Source organism: Chamaesiphon sp. OTE_8_metabat_110 (assembly GCF_031382685.1).
In the GTDB taxonomy this organism is placed as follows: Bacteria; Cyanobacteriota; Cyanobacteriia; order Cyanobacteriales; family Chamaesiphonaceae; genus Chamaesiphon.
The window spans coordinates 1-19,717 of record NZ_JANMZA010000308.1 but is presented as its reverse complement, the minus strand read 5'-3'; the positions used below and the strand labels follow the sequence as shown (position 1 = coordinate 19,717).

Here is a 19,717-nt window from a genome sequence, read left to right as displayed (position 1 = left end):
GGCTTTCCGGCTCCCTCCCCTTGATAAGGGGAGGGTTGGGGTGGGGTAAAGGACTACGCAACTCAACCAACCAGAACCGCTCTTAATACACGGTGACTTCGGGGATGGGGACGACAAATTGACCGCCCCAGGTGCGAATCTCGCTCATTTGGGCGATAATCTCCTCCTTGAAGTTCCAGGGGAGGATCAGCACATAATCGGGTTTGGTTTCCGAAATTTTGCTGACTGGGTAGATCGGAATGTGGGTACCGGGGAGGAACTTACCATGTTTGTAGGGGTTACGATCGACTGTATAGTCTAGAAAATCTGTCCGAATGCCGCAGTAGTTGAGGAGGGTGTTGCCTTTACCGGGTGCGCCGTAGCCGACGATGGTTTTGCCGCTGCGCTTGATGGCAATCAGGAAGTCGAGGAGCTTGCGTTTGGTTTCGCGGACTTGCTCTTCAAAGTTGGTGTAGCGATCGATCGCGGTAAATCCGGCTAATCGTTCGCGGTGGAGGAGATCGATGGCGCGATCGCCAATCGGGTGCGATGTATCATCTTGATGGGCGGCATAGATCCGCAGCGAACCGCCATGAGTCGGTAATTCTTCGACATCAAACAGTTTTAGTCCGTGTGCGGCGAAGATTTTGGAGATCGTGGTGAAGGTGTGATAACAGAAGTGTTCGTGGTAAATGGTGTCGAACTGATTGGCAGCCATCAACCGCATCAGGTGCTGAAACTCGCCAGTCATGACGCCTTGCGGTTTGAGCAAGATGGCAATCCCCGCTACGAAATCATTGAGATCGGGGACGTGCGCCAAGACGTTATTGGCTACGATCAGATCGGCGGAGGTGCCTTGTCCGACTAACTTCAGCGCACACTCGCGCCCAAAAAATTCATTAATCGTCGGTATTCCTTTGGCGATCGCGACTTGGGCAATATTCGTCGCGGGTTCGATGCCTAATGCCGGAATCTGCCGTTCGATGAAGTATTGCAGCAAATAACCATCATTGCTGGCTAGCTCAATGACTTGGCTATGCTGGTGGAGGTGAAACCGCTCGATCGCCATCGCAGTATAGACTTGACAGTGCTGGAGCCAAGTCTCGGCATAGGATGAAAAGTAGGCATATTCGGTAAAAATATGCTCGGGGCTGACATAGGCAACCAGTTGGACTAGTAAGCAGTTTTGGCACACCCGCACATGTAGAGGATAAAATACTTCGGCTCGATCGAGCTGTTCGGCACTGACAAAGCTCTCACATAAGGGGGACATCCCCAAATCGACTAAGGTGTGGGTTAGTGGTGTCTGACAAAATTGGCAAGCTGGTGTTGTCGGTATGGCGCGATCGGGGATTTGCTCGTCGATAGTTTGCGTTAGCATCTGTTTTCTCTAGCCCATAGTTAGTGAATAGTGAATAGTGAATAGCGAAAAGTGCGGGAACAGGGGTTTCCCCAAGTAGAGCACCTTTTCAAGACAGTGAATAGTGAATAAAAAGATTGTATTTTTACTTTCGCAGGAGGTCTATTAGGCGATCGCCATAAATCGCGCGATGGTGTCGGTGGTGACTTGGCGCATGTCGTCCCCAGTTTGATAACACTTAGTCCAGTCTACGATTTGTGCTAGCGAGTCTTCTAGCGACAGCTTGGGTTGCCAGCCGAGTTTGAATCGCGCTTTGGAACTGTCCAAGGTTAAGGAAATATGCTCGTGAAATCGAGCGCCAGGAGCTAATTCCCACTGAGCATCTTCACCCCAGCGGGCGAGGAGGTGTTCCACGAGCCAACCGACTGGTTGAACTGAAGATTCAGCGGGGCCAAAATTCCACGCTTGGGTAAATGCGGTACCTTTGGTGGCTAGATTTTCGGCTAAGATCAGGTAGCCATTGAGCGCATCGAGGACGTGTTGCCACGGACGAATCGCCTGGGGATTGCGAATCTGGAGCGGTTGGTGATGTAAGAGCGATCGCACCAAATCGGCTACTAAACCGTCGGCTGTCCAGTCCCCACCCGCAATTACATTACCAGCGCGTGCTGTAGCGATCGCGACGCCATGTTCGGCATATTGGGCGGGATTGAAAAATGAATCCCGATATGCTGCTGTCACCAGCTCCGCACAAGCTTTGCTACTGCTATAGGGGTCGTAACCGCCGAGCGGATCGGTTTCTCGATACCCCCACACCCATTCTTTGTTGTCATAGCACTTATCCGAAGTGACGATGACCGCAGCACCCACGCCGCCAACTTGGCGAATCGCTTCGAGCAGGTGGACTGTCCCCATGACGTTAGCGCGGTAGTTAGTCACCGGGTCGAGATAGGAGGTACTGACTACCGACTGTGCTGCTAGATGTAGGACGATCTCGGGACGAAAGTCAGCCACGACGCGGTAGAGCTGCTCGTAGTCGGCAATATCGCCCACCACCGAAGTCATCCCCTCGGCGACGCGAGCGACTGCAAACAGACTGGGATCTGTCGGTGGCGGCAAGGCATATCCTAATAATTCAACGCCCACGGATTGTAGCCACAGGGAGAGCCAACTTCCCTTAAAGCCCGTATGTCCGGTGAGTAATACGCGTTTTCCTTGCCAAAACTTGAGATTCATCATCACATTTCTCAATAGAACAGCAGCAGCTTGTCTGGAAATTAACAAAAAAATTGCCCGAGCTATGCGTGAAAATTAGAGCCGATCTTAGTAAATATTGATGTGATTTCGATCGCAATTGACCGACGAAAACTTATACGCCGATCGGATCGTAATGATGGCAACTGGCAGGGTGCCCGTGTTGAAACCGATGAAGTGTGTTAAAAATTATTTAGACTATTCTGACGAGCACAGGTCTGTCTGAGCTTACTACACAGCTCGTTACTAACTTACAGTAATCCTTTTTAAGCTAATAGAATGGTTTGCAAAAATCATTAGTCATTTTGCTGAATGAATATCTCAGTACACTTTGCGAAAAAGATGAAGTTAGTAAAAAAAATCGTTATTTAATTATTTTTTACGCATATTGGCTTAATTGGAAAATATCTAAAATGTGAGATATTAGAAAATCATTGACTACAAATTGGCTGGATGCAACGGTAAGTCAAGATCGATGCGATCGCATCAATTTTCCTGAAAATATGGATGGAAATTATGTCTAGCTCTCAAGAGCCAATGAAAACTCCAGTCGCACTTTTAATCTTTAATCGGCCAGAGTGTACCGAGCGAGTCTTTGAGGCAATCCGCCAAGCCAAGCCATCCCAGCTCCTGGCGATCGCGGATGGGCCACGCCCGGATCGACCCGACGATATTGCTAAATGTGCTGCGGCGCGGGCGATTATCGATCGCGTCGATTGGGATTGTGAAGTTTTTAAAAACTATGCCGATACGAATTTAGGGTGTGGCGTGCGTCCGGCGACGGGGATTAGTTGGGTATTCGATCGAGTCGAAACCGCAATTATTCTCGAAGATGATTGCATTCCCCATCCCGATTTTTTTCGATTTTGCGATGAATTATTAACCCGTTATCGCGATGACGATCGCGTCATGCACATTTCTGGTAACAACTTTTGGGCGAGTAAATATCAGCATGAAGATAGTTATCTGTTTTCTCGCTACACGCTTTCCTGGGGCTGGGCGACATGGCGACGGGCATGGCAACATTATGACTATGATATGAAAAACTGGTTGCAAATGGCACCCGATCGCCAGCACCAGCTACTCCAAGATTTATTAGGTGACGACCATGCCGTGAAGACTTGGGCGCGAATTTTTCACGATGCCAGCTCCCGAGATTTAGGTTGTTGGGATTACCAGTGGACGCTGACTTGCTGGCTCCAAGGTGGCTTGGGAATCGTGCCGCAGGTTAATTTGGTGACGAATATTGGCTTCGATGCCGATGCGACACATACGCGATCGGCAGACACAAATTCGGCAGATTGTCCCCAATTAAGTATCCCCGCTACAGCCATAAATTTTCCACTCCAACATCCCGAATTAGTAACCCGTAATTTACAGATCGATCGAGTGATTCAAGAGATTTGTTTTGATTATTTCCCCAAATTTTTCAAACGTATTCAATTAAAACTAAAGCAGCTAACTAGGTCAGCATAATTATTTGGCTCTCCTGCTATTGTGGGAAAAATGGCTAAATTACATGTCAACCCTTTCCCCTTTCCCCTTTCCCCTTATGTTATTTCATGGTCTTTACATTTTGGCTACCGATCCACTCATCGTATCTACCTTTAGTGGCTATCCTTTCAAGACAAAATTGGCACCAAGCGGTAAAGTTCTCGGTGAATTTCCCGATAATCTCTCGTTTCCAGCTTCCTTCGAGCCTAAATACGTCTTAGAGCATGTCCCCGGCTGGGCTGTCCCAGTGCATCGGATGGCAAAATTCAAAGCCAGACAAATCTTGCATCGTTTAGAGCGGCGCGAACACAGCTTACTAGTCAATGCCCCAGACGAAAACCGCGTGCGTCAGTCTTTTTTGATTCGGGGCGATCGATTTAGTGCCAATCTTTACATCAACGAGCATCTGTATAAACCACTAGCAGAACCCAAAATCTATGATGCGATCTATACCGCACAGTTAGCCGCATTTAAACGGCTGTCCTTAGCCAAACAAGTTACTAATCTGATGGTTGTGTCCTATGGTGGCGATTTGCACGCCTACTGTCCCGAACTTCACCATGCGGATTTTAATCGTGAATTTTTGCCGCGTCCAGAATTGGCGCGGAAATACAACCAAGCTTACGCGGGTTTGTGTCTATCCGCCCAAGAAGGCGCGATGCTGGCATCGTGTGAATACTTACTGTGTGGCATCCCCGTTGTCAGTACGCCTAGTAAAGGCGGTCGCGACCAGTTTTTTAGCCCGCATAACTCGATTATCGTGCCTCCCGACCCCGATCGAGTGGCTCAAGCCGTCGAGCAGTGGAAAGCAGCCCCCCCAGATCCGACGGAGATCAGGCAAGAAGTACTCGGTAAAATTAATGCTCTGCGCCTAGCATACTGCACTTATATCGCCAAACTGATCGATCGCGGCGGTGGCGGGAGCAAACAGCCAGCAGCGCTGATGGAGCAATATTTTAACAATCCCGAGGGCATCGCCACCCGATTTGTCAAATTTGCCGATCTGCAACATGTCGATCTCGAAAAATTTTCGATCTAAATAAACATGAAAATTTTAATGCTGAGCACTGGCGAAAGAGACGGCGCGGGGCGGGCGGCTTGTCGGTTGCATGAGGGACTTGGGCAGATGGGTTTAGATGCTCAGATTTCGATCCAGCAAAAACAAAGTAACGATCCGAGGATTACAGGGCCACAAACCGCTCTGGACAAAACGATCGCCAAACTCAATCTCAGCTATCGCCTGGATTCATTACCGCTAAATCTGTACCATCGTCCCAATCGTGCGCCGTTTTCGCTCCAATGGCTCCCTAGTAGCACGCTCCAGCGGACGATCTCCTTCGACCCCGATATTATCAATTTACAGTGGATTTGTCAGGGCTATGTGTCGATCGAGGCGATTGGTAAAATCAAACAGCCGCTGGTACTGACCCTACACGATATGTGGGCATTTACGGGCGGTTGTCACTATAATCAGACTTGCGATCGCTATCAAGTTGCCTGTGGTGCTTGTCCGCAACTAAATAGCGATCGCGAATCCGATCTATCGCGCTGGGTGTGGCAACGCAAAGCGAAAGCATTGCAGCAAACCAATCCCACGGTTGTCGTCTTGAGTAAGTGGATGGCAAAATGTGCCGAATCTAGCTCGTTATTAAAGCACCACCGGGTCGAGCTAATCCCCAATGGACTCAACCTCACTAAATATAAACCGATCGATAAGTTATTAGCACGACAGATCCTCAATCTCCCGCTCGACAAGCAGCTAATCCTCTTCGGAGCCACATTAGGTACGATCGATCCGCGCAAAGGATTTCAGCTCCTAGAGCCAGCCTTAAAAAAATTAAGCAGCTCGGGATGGACAGATCGGCTAGAGGCGGTCATTTTTGGCCCAGCGTTGTTGGACGCGGAAATTTGTGGGTTTAAATATCATGCCTTGGGCACTCTCACTGACGATATCTCGATCGCGATTTTATACGCAGCGGCGGATGTGCTAGTGGCACCCTCGATTCAAGACAATTTACCCAATGTCGTCCTGGAAGCACTAGCTTGTGGCACCCCCTGTGTCGCCTTCGATGTCGGTGGTTTACCCGATCTGATCGAACACCAAAAAAATGGCTATCTAGCCCAACCTTTTGATATCGAGGATCTAGCGACAGGCATTGCCTGGGTACTGGACAACCCCTCCCGACATCAAAATTTGCGTAATTACGCCCGCGAGAAAGCCGAACGCGAATTCTCGATCGAGTTACAAGCAAAGCGTTATGCCACTCTATTCAGCGAACTAGTATCGGCACCCAAGCAGATATAGAACCTATACCTCTTACCTTTTACCCATTACCTCTTACCCATTACCTCTTACCTTTTACCTTTTACCTAATTAAGCGATCGCATTTTCGCCCGATCGATCGCCGATTGATAAATGTGAAGTAATTGCTGATAGTTCACCTGGGGAGTATAGCAATTTTGATAAATCTCATATGCAGCAGCCCCCATGTTTTGCATAGACTGGAGATGTGCGATCGCCCATTGGATTTTGCTGGCTAAATCTGCGGCATTGCCAGATTCAAAGTGCAAACCCGTAACCCCATCGCGGACGATTTCGCTCATCGAACCCAGCCGCGAGGCAATTACAGGCAGTTTGCAGGCATATGCTTCGGCGATCGTCAAGGGGAAACCTTCGTACCAGATCGACGGAAAGACGAGAAACTGGGCGCGTTGCATCAGTTGAATTACCACCGTTGGATCTTGCTGTCCCAAGAATGTCACCTGCGCTAATCCGGCGGCTTTGGCTTCTAATGTCGCCCTCAATGGGCCATCGCCGATAATTTTGAGGGGGATCGTCAGTTGATGTTGTAAATAGGCGTCGAGCAAAATTTCGACGCCTTTTTCTTCAGATAATCGACCCACAAATAACGCAAAATCACCTCGCTGTGAGTCTGGCGGAAATTCATTCCCAAAGACAAAATTTGGTTTGACAAAAAAACGTTCTGCGGGTAGACCCGCTCGCACGAACACCTGCTTTTGAAAATCACTCAAAGCAATATAGGCATCGACTCGCTTGTGCCAAGTGCCTTGCCAATGATGCAGACCCAGCATCGCAGCGACAGAAGCGCTTTGGATATGGGAATTGCGATAACAACCATGTAAAACGCCCGACCACGGTACGACTCGATCGAAACAATCCTCACAGATCTGCCCATTCCGAAACGGCATCGCTTTGGGGCACAGGAGGCGGTAGTTGTGCAATGTTTGCACTACCGGGACTTCTGCATCCAGACAAGCATCATAAACCGATGGGGACAAGAGGGGGAAAAAGTTATGAACGTGGACGAGATCTGGCTCTAGCTGGGCGATCGCGTCGCTGACTTGGTGTTTGGCAGAAAGTGAGTAAAGGCCATTAATCGCCGTGCTCAGCTTCCCCCAGATGCCGACGATCCGATCGTTGTTTGCCTCTAATACTGTCACTTTATGACCGCGCTGTTCTAGGAGGGCATACTCCGCCTTCACGACTCCTTCTTCGCCACCGATAATTTTGTAACGATTATGCAGAATCAAAATTTTCATGATGATGTATGTGCAACTAGGAGGACAGAATCTTCATTCGCAGCGGGTTTAGGGTTTAGGCTTGAGGTTTTAGGCTTTAGGCTTTAGGGAAAACTACAGCGGAGTTTTCCCTAAAGCCTAAAGCCTGACTGTTCGCGCCCTAAGCTAGTGCTGGTGGGGATGCCAATACTCGATCGACGACCATCTGAAAATTGTCCACAGCGACTGCGGGTGTATATTGTGCGGTCATCCGGCGGGCGTTTGCGCCCATCGTCGCGAGCAACTGCGGCTGCTGAAGTACGCGTGTCATGAGGGCGGCTAATGCGGCGGGGTGATGGGGGTCGAATAATTCACCGTTTTCACCAGGGACGATGAGTTCTGCCGCACCCGCCCATTTGGAGCACAATACGGGCTGCCCGAAAGCCATTGCTTCGAGTACCACCATCCCCCACACATCTTCTAATGTGGGGAAAATCAGGGCATCTGCCGATTGAAAATAGGTACCTAATTGCTCGTAAGGCACCCACCCAATCCAAGTCACAACGTCGTCTAAATTCTCGGCGGTAGCTAACTGGGCGAGTTCCGCGCGTTCGGAACCATCCCCGACGACTAGTAGTCGATAATGATGTTGGGACGATCGATCGAGCAGGGCGCAAGCTTGGAGGAGTTGCCGCAGTCCCTTGCGGGGAATCAGTTCGCCGACAAATAAGAAGGTGACGCTCTGCTGGGCATCAGTGCCAGCGCCCGTTACCGCTGGCGCAGCTATCTGGTGAGTAGGTACCAAAGCAGTGACATCGGGTACCAAATAAGTACTCCCAAACACCTTCGCTGGGGGCGCGTGCAAAACATCGATCAGATAATCCTTGGCGGCACCACTATTGGCACAAAACCCATCCGCCATCCGTGCCAGCAATCGCCTCAATAGCAATCGCGCCCAAGAATTGCGAAAATCAATACTCGGCGAACTGCCATCGTATAAAATTGCCACCCGCCACCCCGCCACTGGTTTCAAACCCAGCGCCAGGATCGTCCAAATTGAAAATCCACTGGTAAAAATAATCTGCGGTCGAAACTTCCATAAAGGTAAGACAATTTTGAGCGAAGCATTGGCAACGCGAGCGCTATAATCTTGCCCGAACTGGGTATTGCCGACAACTTCGACGGCAAAGGTATCTTCCAAACCTGGTGTAAATCCCGACCACAGTCCCGCATAAACGATCGTCTCGAACCGTTGGCTAAAATCTCGAAAAATTGGCTGCCAATAGTTACCCTTGCGGAGAGACGGAAAGAGCCATGCGGCACGAATATCTGTTGCGTAATTCATCATTCTATCTCCGATGGGGAAACTCAAATTCTCGAACGCTGAGATCGGACTTATTGATGATGTCGATCGATTGGGCGAACAACAATTCTCCAAATGCGATCGAATTTTAGATGTTTCAATCTAGATCGCTTATGCTCGTGCATATTGCAATCGATGATGATTTTTCTCAGTGCAACTATTTTTTATACCTTCATCTAGGTATGTCAATTATTTATCGACGATCGAATAAACAGAGTTAGTTCGATCGAGTGATTTAAAACTTCAAAATCAAGATAAATTGTATAAAATTAGTCTAAGTTAAAATTAAATAACTGTCAGATTCCGAACTCTTAACTCACCCTTGATTTATCCAAAGCTGTGTACTGAAAGCGGTTTGAGCTAATTAAGCCTGACGGTTGCCATCAATTTAATTGTATTTTTCAAAAAAATATCTGCAAATTTACGGAGTATATGAGGTATGATAATTATCTCGAAAGTGTGTATAAATTGAATATCAATCGCGACAGAATAATCTTAACTCACCGCTCATTATAGGCATATTTACCATTTATATTCGATAGACATTCGACCGTAAATGTGCCGAACTTTATTACCATAAATCCGCTAAATATCTCAAGTCAATTGCGATCTCAGTCACATTAATTTTAGGAAGATCGTGCATGGGTAGAATTTTAAAATTGTTTAGTAGGCGACAAGAGTACGGGGGCAAAATCGATCGCAATCTGCCGAGAACCTGTCAGCGGCTGGCTTTTTCCATATAAATCTCGCACCGATCGCACTTGCCAGTTTTTGGGGACATTAAAAGTCAATTCTCGATCGGGATGCCACACGATCCAGAAGGGTTGCCCTTTACGCGTCAAATTGCACACCCAAGTCTGCGCGGAATTAGGCGCACAATTTTGCATTTTTGCGCCGACCAACCATGTTTGAATTTGGGCATAACTATTGGTAACATTAGTTACTGGTGTCAACTTTTTACCATCACTTTTTGTCAGATGTAAACTGACGGCTGTTTGGTTGTCCCACGCATACCAATAAAATCGCTGGACGCCACTAGCCCAATTAATTAAGTAAGTTCTGGCAATATGCGCCATCGCTTGGCGTTCGGGGGCGATCTCGCCCGGTTTTAGCCACCCTGATTCGGTATTCCACAATGGCTTTTGCGCTAGACCAAATTTACGCATCACCGCCTGCATCTGAGTAATAGATTTGCCCAAATCTTCTGGAACTGCCGAACTGGGATAAAAGTGCTGGGAGATCGCATCGGCATAGTTACCCCCACCGCGCCGAAAATAGTCCTGTTGCCACTGGAAATCGGGCGTGCCATTGGTAGCACCGGGCGAAAGGACATAAATCTGCGGATCGACTTGCTTGAGGATGGTATGCGCCTCCTGGGCTAATTCCACCATTTTCTCAGCACTACCGCTGTAAAAACGCTTGAGATCTGGTTCATTCCAGATTTCGTAATAACGGATTTTCCCACGATAGCGCGTCGCTACGGTGCGGACATAGTTGCGCCAATCCTTGAGGTCTTTTGGCTCTGCTGGCCAGCCGGGGTTCCCATACGCCGATTCGTCATTGGGACGCGCCGCCGCCCAGCGCGGCGTTTGCCCCAGTGTCAACAACAGCTCGACCTTGTGCTGGGCGGCTAATGCGACATAGCGATCGAGCAGTTCAAATTTCCAGGCTCCTGGCTGCGGTTCCAAGTCGCCCCAAGTTACATAGGCATCCCACAGCCGCCACTGCGAAAAGGGGACAGTCGGCCAATTTTCCAGCGCGTGATGGATGTGCATCCCAAATAAGCTAGCTGGAATCGCCCGTGCGGGTGGGTTCATCGTTGATGGCGGCTGTGGTTTGAGGTTGAGTGCAGCGATCGGAATTGCGATCGCCACCAGGAGAAAAATGACTATCCATCGCTGTATCAATCTCAACATTGGCAATTAGGGGATAGGGACTAGGGAATGGATATCTTGTAGGGTGGGCAATGCCCACCATCTAGGTTTCAGTAGGGTGGGCAATGCCCACCATCTAGGTTTCAGGCACGATCTATCTAATAAATATTTGCACTAACTTACCTAAATCAGGCAGCTAATAGACCGCCTGCGAAAGTAAAAATACAATCTTTTTTAGTACTGTTTTTGTCTAGAGTTCCCCCTCATCCCTATCCCCTGACTTTCGCAGGAAGTCTAATCTAGTTTCAACTGGCTCGATCGCAAATTGCTACCAATCCGCACGACTGGGAGCAACAGCAGTCGCAGATAGGGAAACAGCCAGTAAACAGGCCACAGCAGACCAGCATACCGCTGGGCAAAGATTTTCCACTCGGTGACAGGCGGTAGGGTCATTTGGGTCAAATTTAGCCCTTTGGGTTGCCCGACGCGCTGCCACTGAAGGTACCAGGGCAGATTCTCCGTCGTCTCCGTCCAAGTTCTCGGGCGGAGATTTTGCGAGCAGGTGCCGCAAAAACCGGGCGCGAGCCAGACACTACCGCCTTGTTTTTGGGTGCGGAGTCCATAGTCTAGATCCCCCAGATAGTGAGTAAATGCCGGATCGAGATTGCCGACAATACCTGCAACCGATTTGGGAATTAAGACACAATTACCGTTGAGCGTGTCGCAGCGTTGCGGCTCGCTGCCCGGTGCGACTAGGGAAAAGCGCAGCGGACGATACCGATCTTGGCTCTCCAAGCCGCCATATGTCAGCACTCCCGTCTGCGGGTCGCAGGTAGCACCGACAATAATGGCTTGCGGATTGCCTTTGGCTGCCACCGCGTCCGATGCGTGCAGCAAACCTGCCAGCGCTGCGGGGTACAAGATCGTATCGTCATTGAGCCATAAATAATAGTCGTAGTCTCGATTCTCATTCTGAGAGGCTACGCCAACGAGTGCCGCCGCAAAAGCCATGTGCATCCCGCGATTCCAAAAGAGACTGCCATCTCCCTGGAGGATGTTTACTTGGGGATAGGCGGCGGCAACTGCCGTGGTGGTGCCATCGGTACTCCCATCATCTACTAGGTACACGCTCAGCGATCGATCCTCGCCACCATCTTGACTAAATAGCGAGTCGAGGCTGTCGAGGGTTTTCTGCTTGCGGTTGTAGCAAGTCATCAGCACGGCAATAGTCGGATTTTGCATGAATTTTCCATGTTTTAGACTGAGTAGTCGGCGATCGCATTTACTAGTACTAGGCGGCACAAATTCAGTCACTATTCAGATTTTTCCATCTGTCTGGAAAAGGTGCTTCACTTTTCGCTCCCATCTCCCAACTCCCATCTCCCATCTCCCATCTCCCAACTCCCAACTCCCAACTCCCAACTCCCAACTCCCATCTCCCATCTCCCAACTCCCATCTCCCAACTCCCAACTCCCAACTCCCAACTCCCAACTCATTTTACGTTCTCGCTAGAATTGCCTGCTGGGAGAAAGATGGTGGAGCGGGAATAGTAGAGCTTCGATGTCGAGGCAATCATTGCAGCAGAACTGATACTGGAAGAACCCATGTTTTCGGTACCATTGGCAACTATCCCCAGGATCGGTAGCTGTGAGATTTTCAGCTCGCGAATTGCTTGAATCAGCGTAGAGCGTTGGGTCTTCCCTAGTTTAGCCACTAAGACAATGCCATCGACTTGAGAACCCACCCAACTGAGATCGGCAAAATTCATCGGTGGGGTGTCATAAATAACCAGATCGAACTCTGTTTCAAATTCCTGCATCAAACTTTTGAGCTTGGTCGATGAGAGCAGCCGTACCGGGTTAGATAACACCTGTCCGGCGGTTAAGACAGACAAATTATCGTCTAGATATGATGGTTGAATTACTCGATCTGGATCTAAGTCTGATTCGATTAATTCGCTCAGACCTTGTTGATTCTCTAGTCTGAGGTAAGTATGCAGTCGGGGCGATCGCAAATCGGCATCTACTAATAGGACTTTATTACCTGCTAGTGCTGCCGCTCTGGCTAAGTTGGTGGCAATGAGCGATTTGCCTTCTTTCGCGCCTAACGAGCTAATGGCGATCGTCTGGATCGCTGTTGTCGTGCTGGAAAAGCCAATATTTGAGTAGAGTGAATTAAAAGCTTCTTTGAAAAATTGAATTTTGGCAGGTTGAGATAGGGCACCGCTATTATTTGTGAACCAGCCGCTGGGGGCTAATTTCCGGGGCGTGGCGTTATTAAAGATGGGAATCGTGCCTAAGACTGGCAGCTTACTCAATCGTTGGACTTCGATGGGCGTGTAGATAATATCTTGGAGAATTTCGATCGTAAATGCCACGGCGATCGCGAATAAAATGGCTAAAACGATCGCGATCGATCCTAACAGGCGTTTGTTTTGTTCGGCAAGATTAATCGGTTTGCCTTGGATGTCACTGGTCAGGGTGGGGCGGGAGATCGCCTCCCACGGCACTTCCTGCTGAGCGACATCAATTCCCAGTATCTCCCGTTTGGATAAATACCGATCTAGTGTCTCGGAGGAAATTTTTAATTCTTGCTTTAAAGCCGCATATTTAGCTGAGACTGCTGGCAATTGTTGAAATTGCTGGTTGAGATTGGCTTGGGACTGGTTGAGAGCCTGCTGTTGGGTTTGCATGGCGTTCACGCGATCGGCTGCCCAGGTGACAATCTGGGCGGCTTCGCGATCGAGTCCAGCGCGGATATTGGCACGCTCGCCGCGCAGGGTCTGGATCGTGGGGCTATTGTCTTGGAAGCGGGCTGAGGCAACGGCAATTTGATGTTCGAGGTCGCGGTAGCGATCGATCGATTTCTGCGACGAGGGCAATTCACCTAGTACGGCGATGGCATCACCACCACTATATTTCTGTTTCAAGGTTTGATAGCGCGCTTGGGCTTCGGCTAATTTTGCCGTAGTATCGAACTGTTGGCGTTTGAGCGCCGATAGGAGTTGGGAAAATTCCGTGCCCTGCTGCTCGGGATCCATGAGGTTGCTCTGTTGCCGTAGCACTTGAATTTGAGCTTGAATTTTATTGACTTGTTTTCTAAGCTGCGGCGTCTGGTCGTCAATAAATTTAATTCCCTGGCGAATATTCGTTTGGCGCTCTTTGAAACTATAACGAAGATAACCTTCAGTAAGCCGATCCAAAACGAACAGAATTTCGGGGGCATCCGTACCCGTGTAGCCCACTTGCAGGAGTTTTGTGCCCTGCTCTCTACCCTCTTTAGTAACTTTGATCCGCTCGATCGTCAGACCCTTGACGAGGGAGTTATAAGTAATCTGGGGATAACGCGGCTGGATCTGCGCGACAATCGGATCGAGCAGTTTGGAACTCTTTAAAATCCGAATCTGAGTTTCATAATCTAATGCCGAACTCTGCTCTAGGTTATTCGTTTGTGTCTCTTCCAAAGCCCGTTCGGTCGTTTGACCGCGCAGAAAAGATCGGGAAGATTTGGCTTCCGCCGTTGCTGGCTCTACCTGAAGTTGGAACATCCCCTCATATTTAGGTTTGGCGATCGTCCCGAGCAAAAACAATCCCCCAGTTGCCAAGATCGCTGTTGCTAATGCGAGCTGTCCGATGAGCGGAGCCTTGCGGCGTAATACGCCCGATACCCAATTTAAATCCCATCCGCCCTCATCTTCCACAGATGGCGGCTCGGGCGGGAGTAGACGATCGGGTGCCTCCGGCACGATTGCAGCGATATTCGATCGGGAAGCAGGAGTTATTTTCATTGCTAGAGTATCTATTTCTGAGTACTTAGGAATATCTCGTCATCGCCAGTCAGTCGAACTCGATCGCCAATATTTTTTCTATTATCGTTAGTTTTTAAACCCGATGTCATCACCCTCTTGGCTTAATTTGGCGATCGAGAACACTTTGCAAAAATCCTCAGTTTGTTCATAGGTTTGCGCCTTTATTTGCACCTTTTTTGACTTCAGCAAACGCTATATTTGCACCTAAAGTTCAGCCAAATCCATAATGACTTTAGTAATCGAGTCTCATAACCTATGACTTAAGGGATCTCTCAAAATCTCTCTCAAAATCTGTTGTCTAAAAAGATACATTTGGCTGCGTTTGCATACGCAAATCAGCACGGCGGTGATATTTTCTCTCCATAAATATTTACTTGCTCGGTATCTGGTAATAATTGTTACCTAATCACATACAGAATATCTGGCAACATTAGCATTACCGATCGAGGAAAGCAACCATGAATGATTGTGCTGACGTGGTATTTGTTCATCGCGGATATAGCTGGTACTTACCCTTTATCCTCAACCAAGCAAAGTCCGTAGATCCAGATGCAAATATCGTCCTCCTCGGCGACTGCGCGAAGTCCGAGAGCATCGAACCCAAATTTTTCCGAGAGTTAAGAGATTCTCACTACATATCTAGGTTTGTAGATAAATATATTCATATGTCAACTAATAGTTCGGAGTTTGAACTATTTTGTTGGCTGCGATGGTTTTATTTATTAGATTATATGCAGCGTAACTCGATCGCATCGGCGTTTCATTTGGATTCGGATGTTTTATTATTTAGCTCGTTAGGTGACATCAAATCTTATTATGGCGATGTGATTAATGATTGTGGATATATGATTCCAGACCAAAGCTTCGATGCGCTTGAATGGTCTGCTTCGGCGCATATTAGTTACTGGACAGCCGAACGCTTGGCAGAGTTTTGTGAATTTGCGATCGAATCTTTTAGCGATCGTCGTTACCTCAGTTTATACGCAGAAAAATGGCATTGGCATCAGCAGCATCAGCTAGCTGGTGGCATTTGTGATATGACAACTTTTTATCTGTTTTGGTTAGAACGCGGCTCCTCGATCGGCAATTTGAGTCGCCAACACGATCGACATATCTTTGATAATAATATGAATTCAGCTAATAATTATTTACCTGATGAATTTGAACTCGATCGCGGGCTGAAGAAGATTGATTTTGTCAATGGTAAACCCATGTTTACAGCTAGCAAAGACAGTCAACTAGTTCGCGTTCATGGCTGTCACTTTCAGGGAGCTGCAAAGCAATATATTCCGACATATTATCGAGGCAAAAATTTCCCAGGTAAGACTGCTACAGCCCTATCTCGAACGGCAATTAAGTTACTCAAGACATTGCGCTAATTCGCGCGGCTCTCCTGCTATTTTGGGGAAATAGCTTACTTAAACATCAATCGTTGGCGTAGCCTACCAAAGGTAATCGTGCGATCAAAACCCCTTTCCCCTTTCCCCCCTTTAAATAAGTCTTGCTTATCACCATAACTGCTGGAGATCCGTTAATGTTCGCAAAGATTGTCAAAAAAATTGGGACAAACCACAGCCCAGAGTTACAGAAAATCGTCACCAACACATTTTGGTTGATGGCAGATAATATCCTGCGGATGGGGATAGGATTGGTTGTAGGTGTCTGGGTTGCGCGTTATTTGGGCGCTAGCCAGTTTGGATTGCTTAGTTATGCCATCTCGATAGCGGGGATGTTTAATGTGATTGCCAAAGCCGGGTTAGATGAAATTATCATTCGCGATCTCGCGAGCGAAACTACAGCTAGTGCTGAAATTTTAGGAACTGGATTTGTTTTAAAATTAGCCAGCGGTAGTATTGCTTTCTTACTAGCTATCGGGGCGATTTTATTAATTCCTAGTCAAGATCCCCTCACTCCTTGGCTAGTAAGTATTATTGCTTTTGGGATGATATTTCAGTCTCTAGAGACGATCGATCTCTGGTTTCAGTCTCAGGTGCAATCAAAAAAGACAGTTTATGCTAAAAATGTGGCTTATTTGATATCTACAGCGATCAAAGTTTTGCTAGTGATTCAAAAAGCGCCATTGTTAGCTTTTGCGATCGTCACATTTACTGAGGTAGCGCTAACTTCGATTAATTTAGCGATTGCTTATCGGTTAGCTGGCTACTCTTTTCAAGTTTGGCAAGTCAATTTATCCTTAGCAAAGCAATTTCTCCGCCAATCTTGGCCGAATATTTTAACAGGGCTTTCGATTACTATTTACATGCGAATCGATCAGGTTATGCTCGGGAATACGATCGATAATGCTACCGTGGGTAATTATGCTGTTGGCGTGCGTCTGGCTGAAGTTTGGTACTTTATTCCGATCGCGATCGTGTCTTCGATCGCGCCCAAGATATTTCGATCGAAGCAAGAAAGCCAACAACTTTACGACGAGCGCATTCAAAAAGCCTTGAATCTTTTAGTCATGACTATGTATGCGATCGGGCTGATAATGACCTGTTTTTCTGACCGAATCATCACACTATTATATGGCTCAAGTTATACTTCCTCTAGCACGATTTTGAGCATTTATGTTTGGTCGAATGTTTTTGTAGCCCTCGGTTTAATTAGAAATACCTGGGTAACAACCGAAGGATTATTTCGATTTGGTTCAGTCACAACTTTTGTGGGCGCGATCCTCAATATCCTGCTCAACTTATTATTAATTCCGCGCTATGCAGGTGCGGGGGCTGCTTTAGCTACAGTGATCTCTTATGGGGTTTCCGACTATCTGATTTTATTGTTATATCCACCCAGTCGCAAACTTGGTCTAATGATGACAAAAGCATTAGCGTTTGATTTTATTATTAAAGGGTGTAAAAGGTTGCTCGATGCGAATCGTAGAGCCAAATCACCCTAAATCCCCCTGTTCGAGGGGGACTAAGAGTCTCATGATTTGGGCTGTGAATTGCTAAAAAATAGTTGGATGATAATTTAAAAATTTAAACATGCGAGAAATATTTTTTCATCCCATCGTTATTTTGTTATCCACAATTCTGTCTTCAGCTATATTTATTATCTTGCTAAAAATTTCAAGTAATGAAAAAACAGCTAGTCAGCTTGAAACATTCGTGCTGTGCATATTGTTTATTGCCTTGGCAGAGGTAATTTTACCACCATTTTCCCAACTCCGACCAAAAGCAATAGCGGGACTAGATAAAACTCTCGGTTCTGCTGTCGCTCAGATCGGTATTTATTTATTCTTTATACTCGTCTTAAGAAATCGCTTTCGAGACTTTTTTAAGAATTTAACTCTGCTAATTAGAGATCCCTGCTTGCTATTCATCCTCGTGCTGACTCTATTATCCGCATTGTGGTCGAGATCGCCGAGTTTTACCTTTAAAGGTAGCTTAGTCATAGTCGGCACTAGTCTATATGCAGTGCATATTGCCAAGCATTACTCGATCGCCCGGATGACGGCTATTTTACGCTTTCTCTGTGCGGTTATCCTGATTGTGGGTGCCATCTTTTGCATTGTCCTGCCATCTTTTAGTGTCAATGAAAAAGGCTGGCAAGGAATCATGAGCTTTCCCATTCGGACAGGCACATTTGCTGCTTTAGGCATTGTTTTATGGCTCGCTCACCTCATATCGACTCGGAACCAAAAGAGTTTAAGTTTGGGTATTATTGCCATCTTCCTGATAGTCTTAGTTCGATCGAACTCTGCTCAAGCGTTGTTGACACTTATTGCTTTACTAGGAATTTTTATCACCCAATATTTATTTAAAAAATTACAAGCCAAACAAGCCACAGTAGCTTCAGTCATATTTTTAGCGATCGGTTTGTGCCTATTTTTTGTCATCGAGTCCCACACTAGGGGGATCTTTGAGGCTCTGGGTAAGGATACTACTTTAAGTGGTCGTACCGACTTTTGGCCGACTGTCATCGCCACCCTCAATCATCATAATCCGCTACTTGGTTTTGGCGTGTATGGATTTTGGCAGCCTTGGCAAGGTGATGACAACCCGGCTCGTTACATTATCAATGCCAATGGGTTTGTGCCCCCTAACGCTCATAGTGGGTTCTTAGATTTAGCCTTGGAAATTGGCTGGCTGGGCTTATTTTTATTTGCTTGTTCGTTTCTCAAGCTGACAATTAATGCTGTAAGATTTGCGATCGAGTCTAAAACTCAGACAGCTTTTGTACCGATAATCCTAGTTGCCTATATTTTCATCTCTAATTTCTCAGAGACACAACTTTTTAGTGATGTCTATATCTGGTTTTTATACGTTTTTTTGGCGACTTCCCCAGAATTAAATTAACCTTCCCCCTTTACCCTTTACCCTTTCCCCTTTCCTCGGCGGACACTTTTGCAGAGGAAACTAATGATTTACAAGAATTGCTCCGCGCCTCGGCTCGACAAGAGCGGGTATTAAGTCCATCTACCGATGTCGAAATTTATAATATTGTCAAACAAAGGTTATTTACGAGTGTGGATGAGACGGCGGCTAAGTCGGCAGCTTCCGCCTATTTGAGTGCTTATCGTACTACTCGATTGGATCTCCCCGATGCTTGTAAAGATGCTAGTTATGTTACCGCGATCGAGCAGAGTTATCCGTTCCATCCCGAATTATTCAATCTCCTAACCAAAAAGATTGCTTCGATCCCCAACTTCCAGAAGACTCGCGGTGCGCTGCGGTTATTCGCTCAAGTTGTCAGGTATTTGTGGCAACATCAAGATGAATTAACCGATCCTGCATGGATACCTTTGATTCATCCCCATCATATCCCGATCGGCATCAGTGACGAAATTACCAACGATCTCACCACCCGACTCGAACGATCGGCAATGCGGCAATCGATTGGCGCAGACATCTATAATCCTAGTGGGCGCGAAGCTTATGCCCAAATTCAAGACGCTGAATATATTGCTGCGGGGAAACCTCCCTATAGTAGTTGGGTAGGGCGGACGATTTTCCTGCATTCTCTCACACAGGGGACTTCCGCAGGTATTCATCGATCGGAATTAAATCTATCCCTATTTACACCTAATCTAGAATTGGGATATGTCGATACTGTTTTAGGT

Annotated in this window: 13 protein-coding genes and 1 pseudogene; 7 read left to right on the top strand and 7 right to left on the bottom strand. The window is 47.3% G+C overall.

From position 1 onward, the window contains the following. Positions 1-82 precede the first annotated feature (82 nt). Together RMO52_RS11380 and rfbG are read right to left on the bottom strand one after the other, a co-directional pair. Positions 83-1,360: a class I SAM-dependent methyltransferase gene (locus RMO52_RS11380; protein ID WP_310414145.1), complete on the bottom strand. Its 1,278-nt coding sequence runs from the start codon at positions 1,358-1,360 to the stop codon at positions 83-85. Positions 1,361-1,504: 144 nt separating this feature from the next. Further along, positions 1,505-2,575, bottom strand: coding sequence for a CDP-glucose 4,6-dehydratase (gene rfbG, locus RMO52_RS11375; RefSeq protein WP_396134957.1), 1,071 nt, complete (start codon positions 2,573-2,575; stop codon positions 1,505-1,507). 534 nt (positions 2,576-3,109) lie between these two features. Between rfbG and RMO52_RS11370 the strand changes: the two genes are divergently transcribed. From RMO52_RS11370 to RMO52_RS11360, 3 genes are all read left to right on the top strand, one after another. Further along, positions 3,110-4,069 (top strand): glycosyltransferase family 2 protein, encoded by a 960-nt coding sequence (locus RMO52_RS11370; protein ID WP_310414142.1) that lies wholly within the window; start codon positions 3,110-3,112, stop codon positions 4,067-4,069. Positions 4,070-4,145: 76 nt separating this feature from the next. Continuing rightward, complete coding sequence (locus RMO52_RS11365) at positions 4,146-5,126, top strand: glycosyltransferase (RefSeq protein ID WP_310414139.1); 981 nt, start codon at positions 4,146-4,148, stop codon at positions 5,124-5,126. Positions 5,127-5,132: 6 nt separating this feature from the next. Continuing rightward, positions 5,133-6,392, top strand: a complete 1,260-nt coding sequence (locus RMO52_RS11360) for a glycosyltransferase family 4 protein (protein ID WP_310414136.1) — start codon at positions 5,133-5,135, stop codon at positions 6,390-6,392. A 65-nt stretch (positions 6,393-6,457) separates the two neighbouring features. On the opposite strand, the gene RMO52_RS11355 is transcribed toward RMO52_RS11360, so the two are convergent. The 5 genes from RMO52_RS11355 to RMO52_RS11335 all read right to left on the bottom strand — a co-directional run bounded on the left by RMO52_RS11355 (position 6,458) and on the right by RMO52_RS11335 (position 14,631). Then, the gene (locus RMO52_RS11355; protein WP_310414133.1) at positions 6,458-7,648 is read right to left on the bottom strand and encodes a glycosyltransferase family 4 protein; all 1,191 of its coding nucleotides are present in this window, start codon (positions 7,646-7,648) and stop codon (positions 6,458-6,460) included. Positions 7,649-7,787: 139 nt separating this feature from the next. Then, the gene (locus tag RMO52_RS11350) at positions 7,788-8,954 is read right to left on the bottom strand and encodes a glycosyltransferase family 4 protein (RefSeq protein WP_309741758.1); all 1,167 of its coding nucleotides are present in this window, start codon (positions 8,952-8,954) and stop codon (positions 7,788-7,790) included. A 668-nt stretch (positions 8,955-9,622) separates the two neighbouring features. After that, the gene (locus RMO52_RS11345; RefSeq protein ID WP_310414130.1) at positions 9,623-10,885 is read right to left on the bottom strand and encodes a GH39 family glycosyl hydrolase; all 1,263 of its coding nucleotides are present in this window, start codon (positions 10,883-10,885) and stop codon (positions 9,623-9,625) included. 252 nt (positions 10,886-11,137) lie between these two features. Next, positions 11,138-12,085 carry a glycosyltransferase family 2 protein gene (locus tag RMO52_RS11340; protein ID WP_309742027.1) on the bottom strand — a complete coding sequence of 316 codons (948 nt, stop codon included), beginning with the start codon at positions 12,083-12,085 and terminating at the stop codon, positions 11,138-11,140. A 251-nt stretch (positions 12,086-12,336) separates the two neighbouring features. After that, positions 12,337-14,631 carry a polysaccharide biosynthesis tyrosine autokinase gene (locus RMO52_RS11335; RefSeq protein ID WP_310414127.1) on the bottom strand — a complete coding sequence of 765 codons (2,295 nt, stop codon included), beginning with the start codon at positions 14,629-14,631 and terminating at the stop codon, positions 12,337-12,339. Positions 14,632-15,110: 479 nt separating this feature from the next. Between RMO52_RS11335 and RMO52_RS11330 the strand changes: the two genes are divergently transcribed. The 4 genes and pseudogenes from RMO52_RS11330 to RMO52_RS11315 all read left to right on the top strand — a co-directional run. Next, on the top strand, positions 15,111-16,031 hold the full coding sequence (locus tag RMO52_RS11330; RefSeq protein WP_310414124.1) for a hypothetical protein: 921 nt from the start codon (positions 15,111-15,113) through the stop codon (positions 16,029-16,031). Between the two features lie 155 nt (positions 16,032-16,186). Next, positions 16,187-17,551: a flippase gene (locus RMO52_RS11325; RefSeq protein ID WP_310414121.1), complete on the top strand. Its 1,365-nt coding sequence runs from the start codon at positions 16,187-16,189 to the stop codon at positions 17,549-17,551. Between the two features lie 160 nt (positions 17,552-17,711). Beyond that, on the top strand, positions 17,712-18,953 hold the full coding sequence (locus RMO52_RS11320; RefSeq protein WP_310414118.1) for an O-antigen ligase family protein: 1,242 nt from the start codon (positions 17,712-17,714) through the stop codon (positions 18,951-18,953). A gap of 32 nt (positions 18,954-18,985) precedes the next feature. Further along, positions 18,986-19,717 (top strand): annotated as a pseudogene (locus RMO52_RS11315) (DUF499 domain-containing protein); the annotation flags it as partial.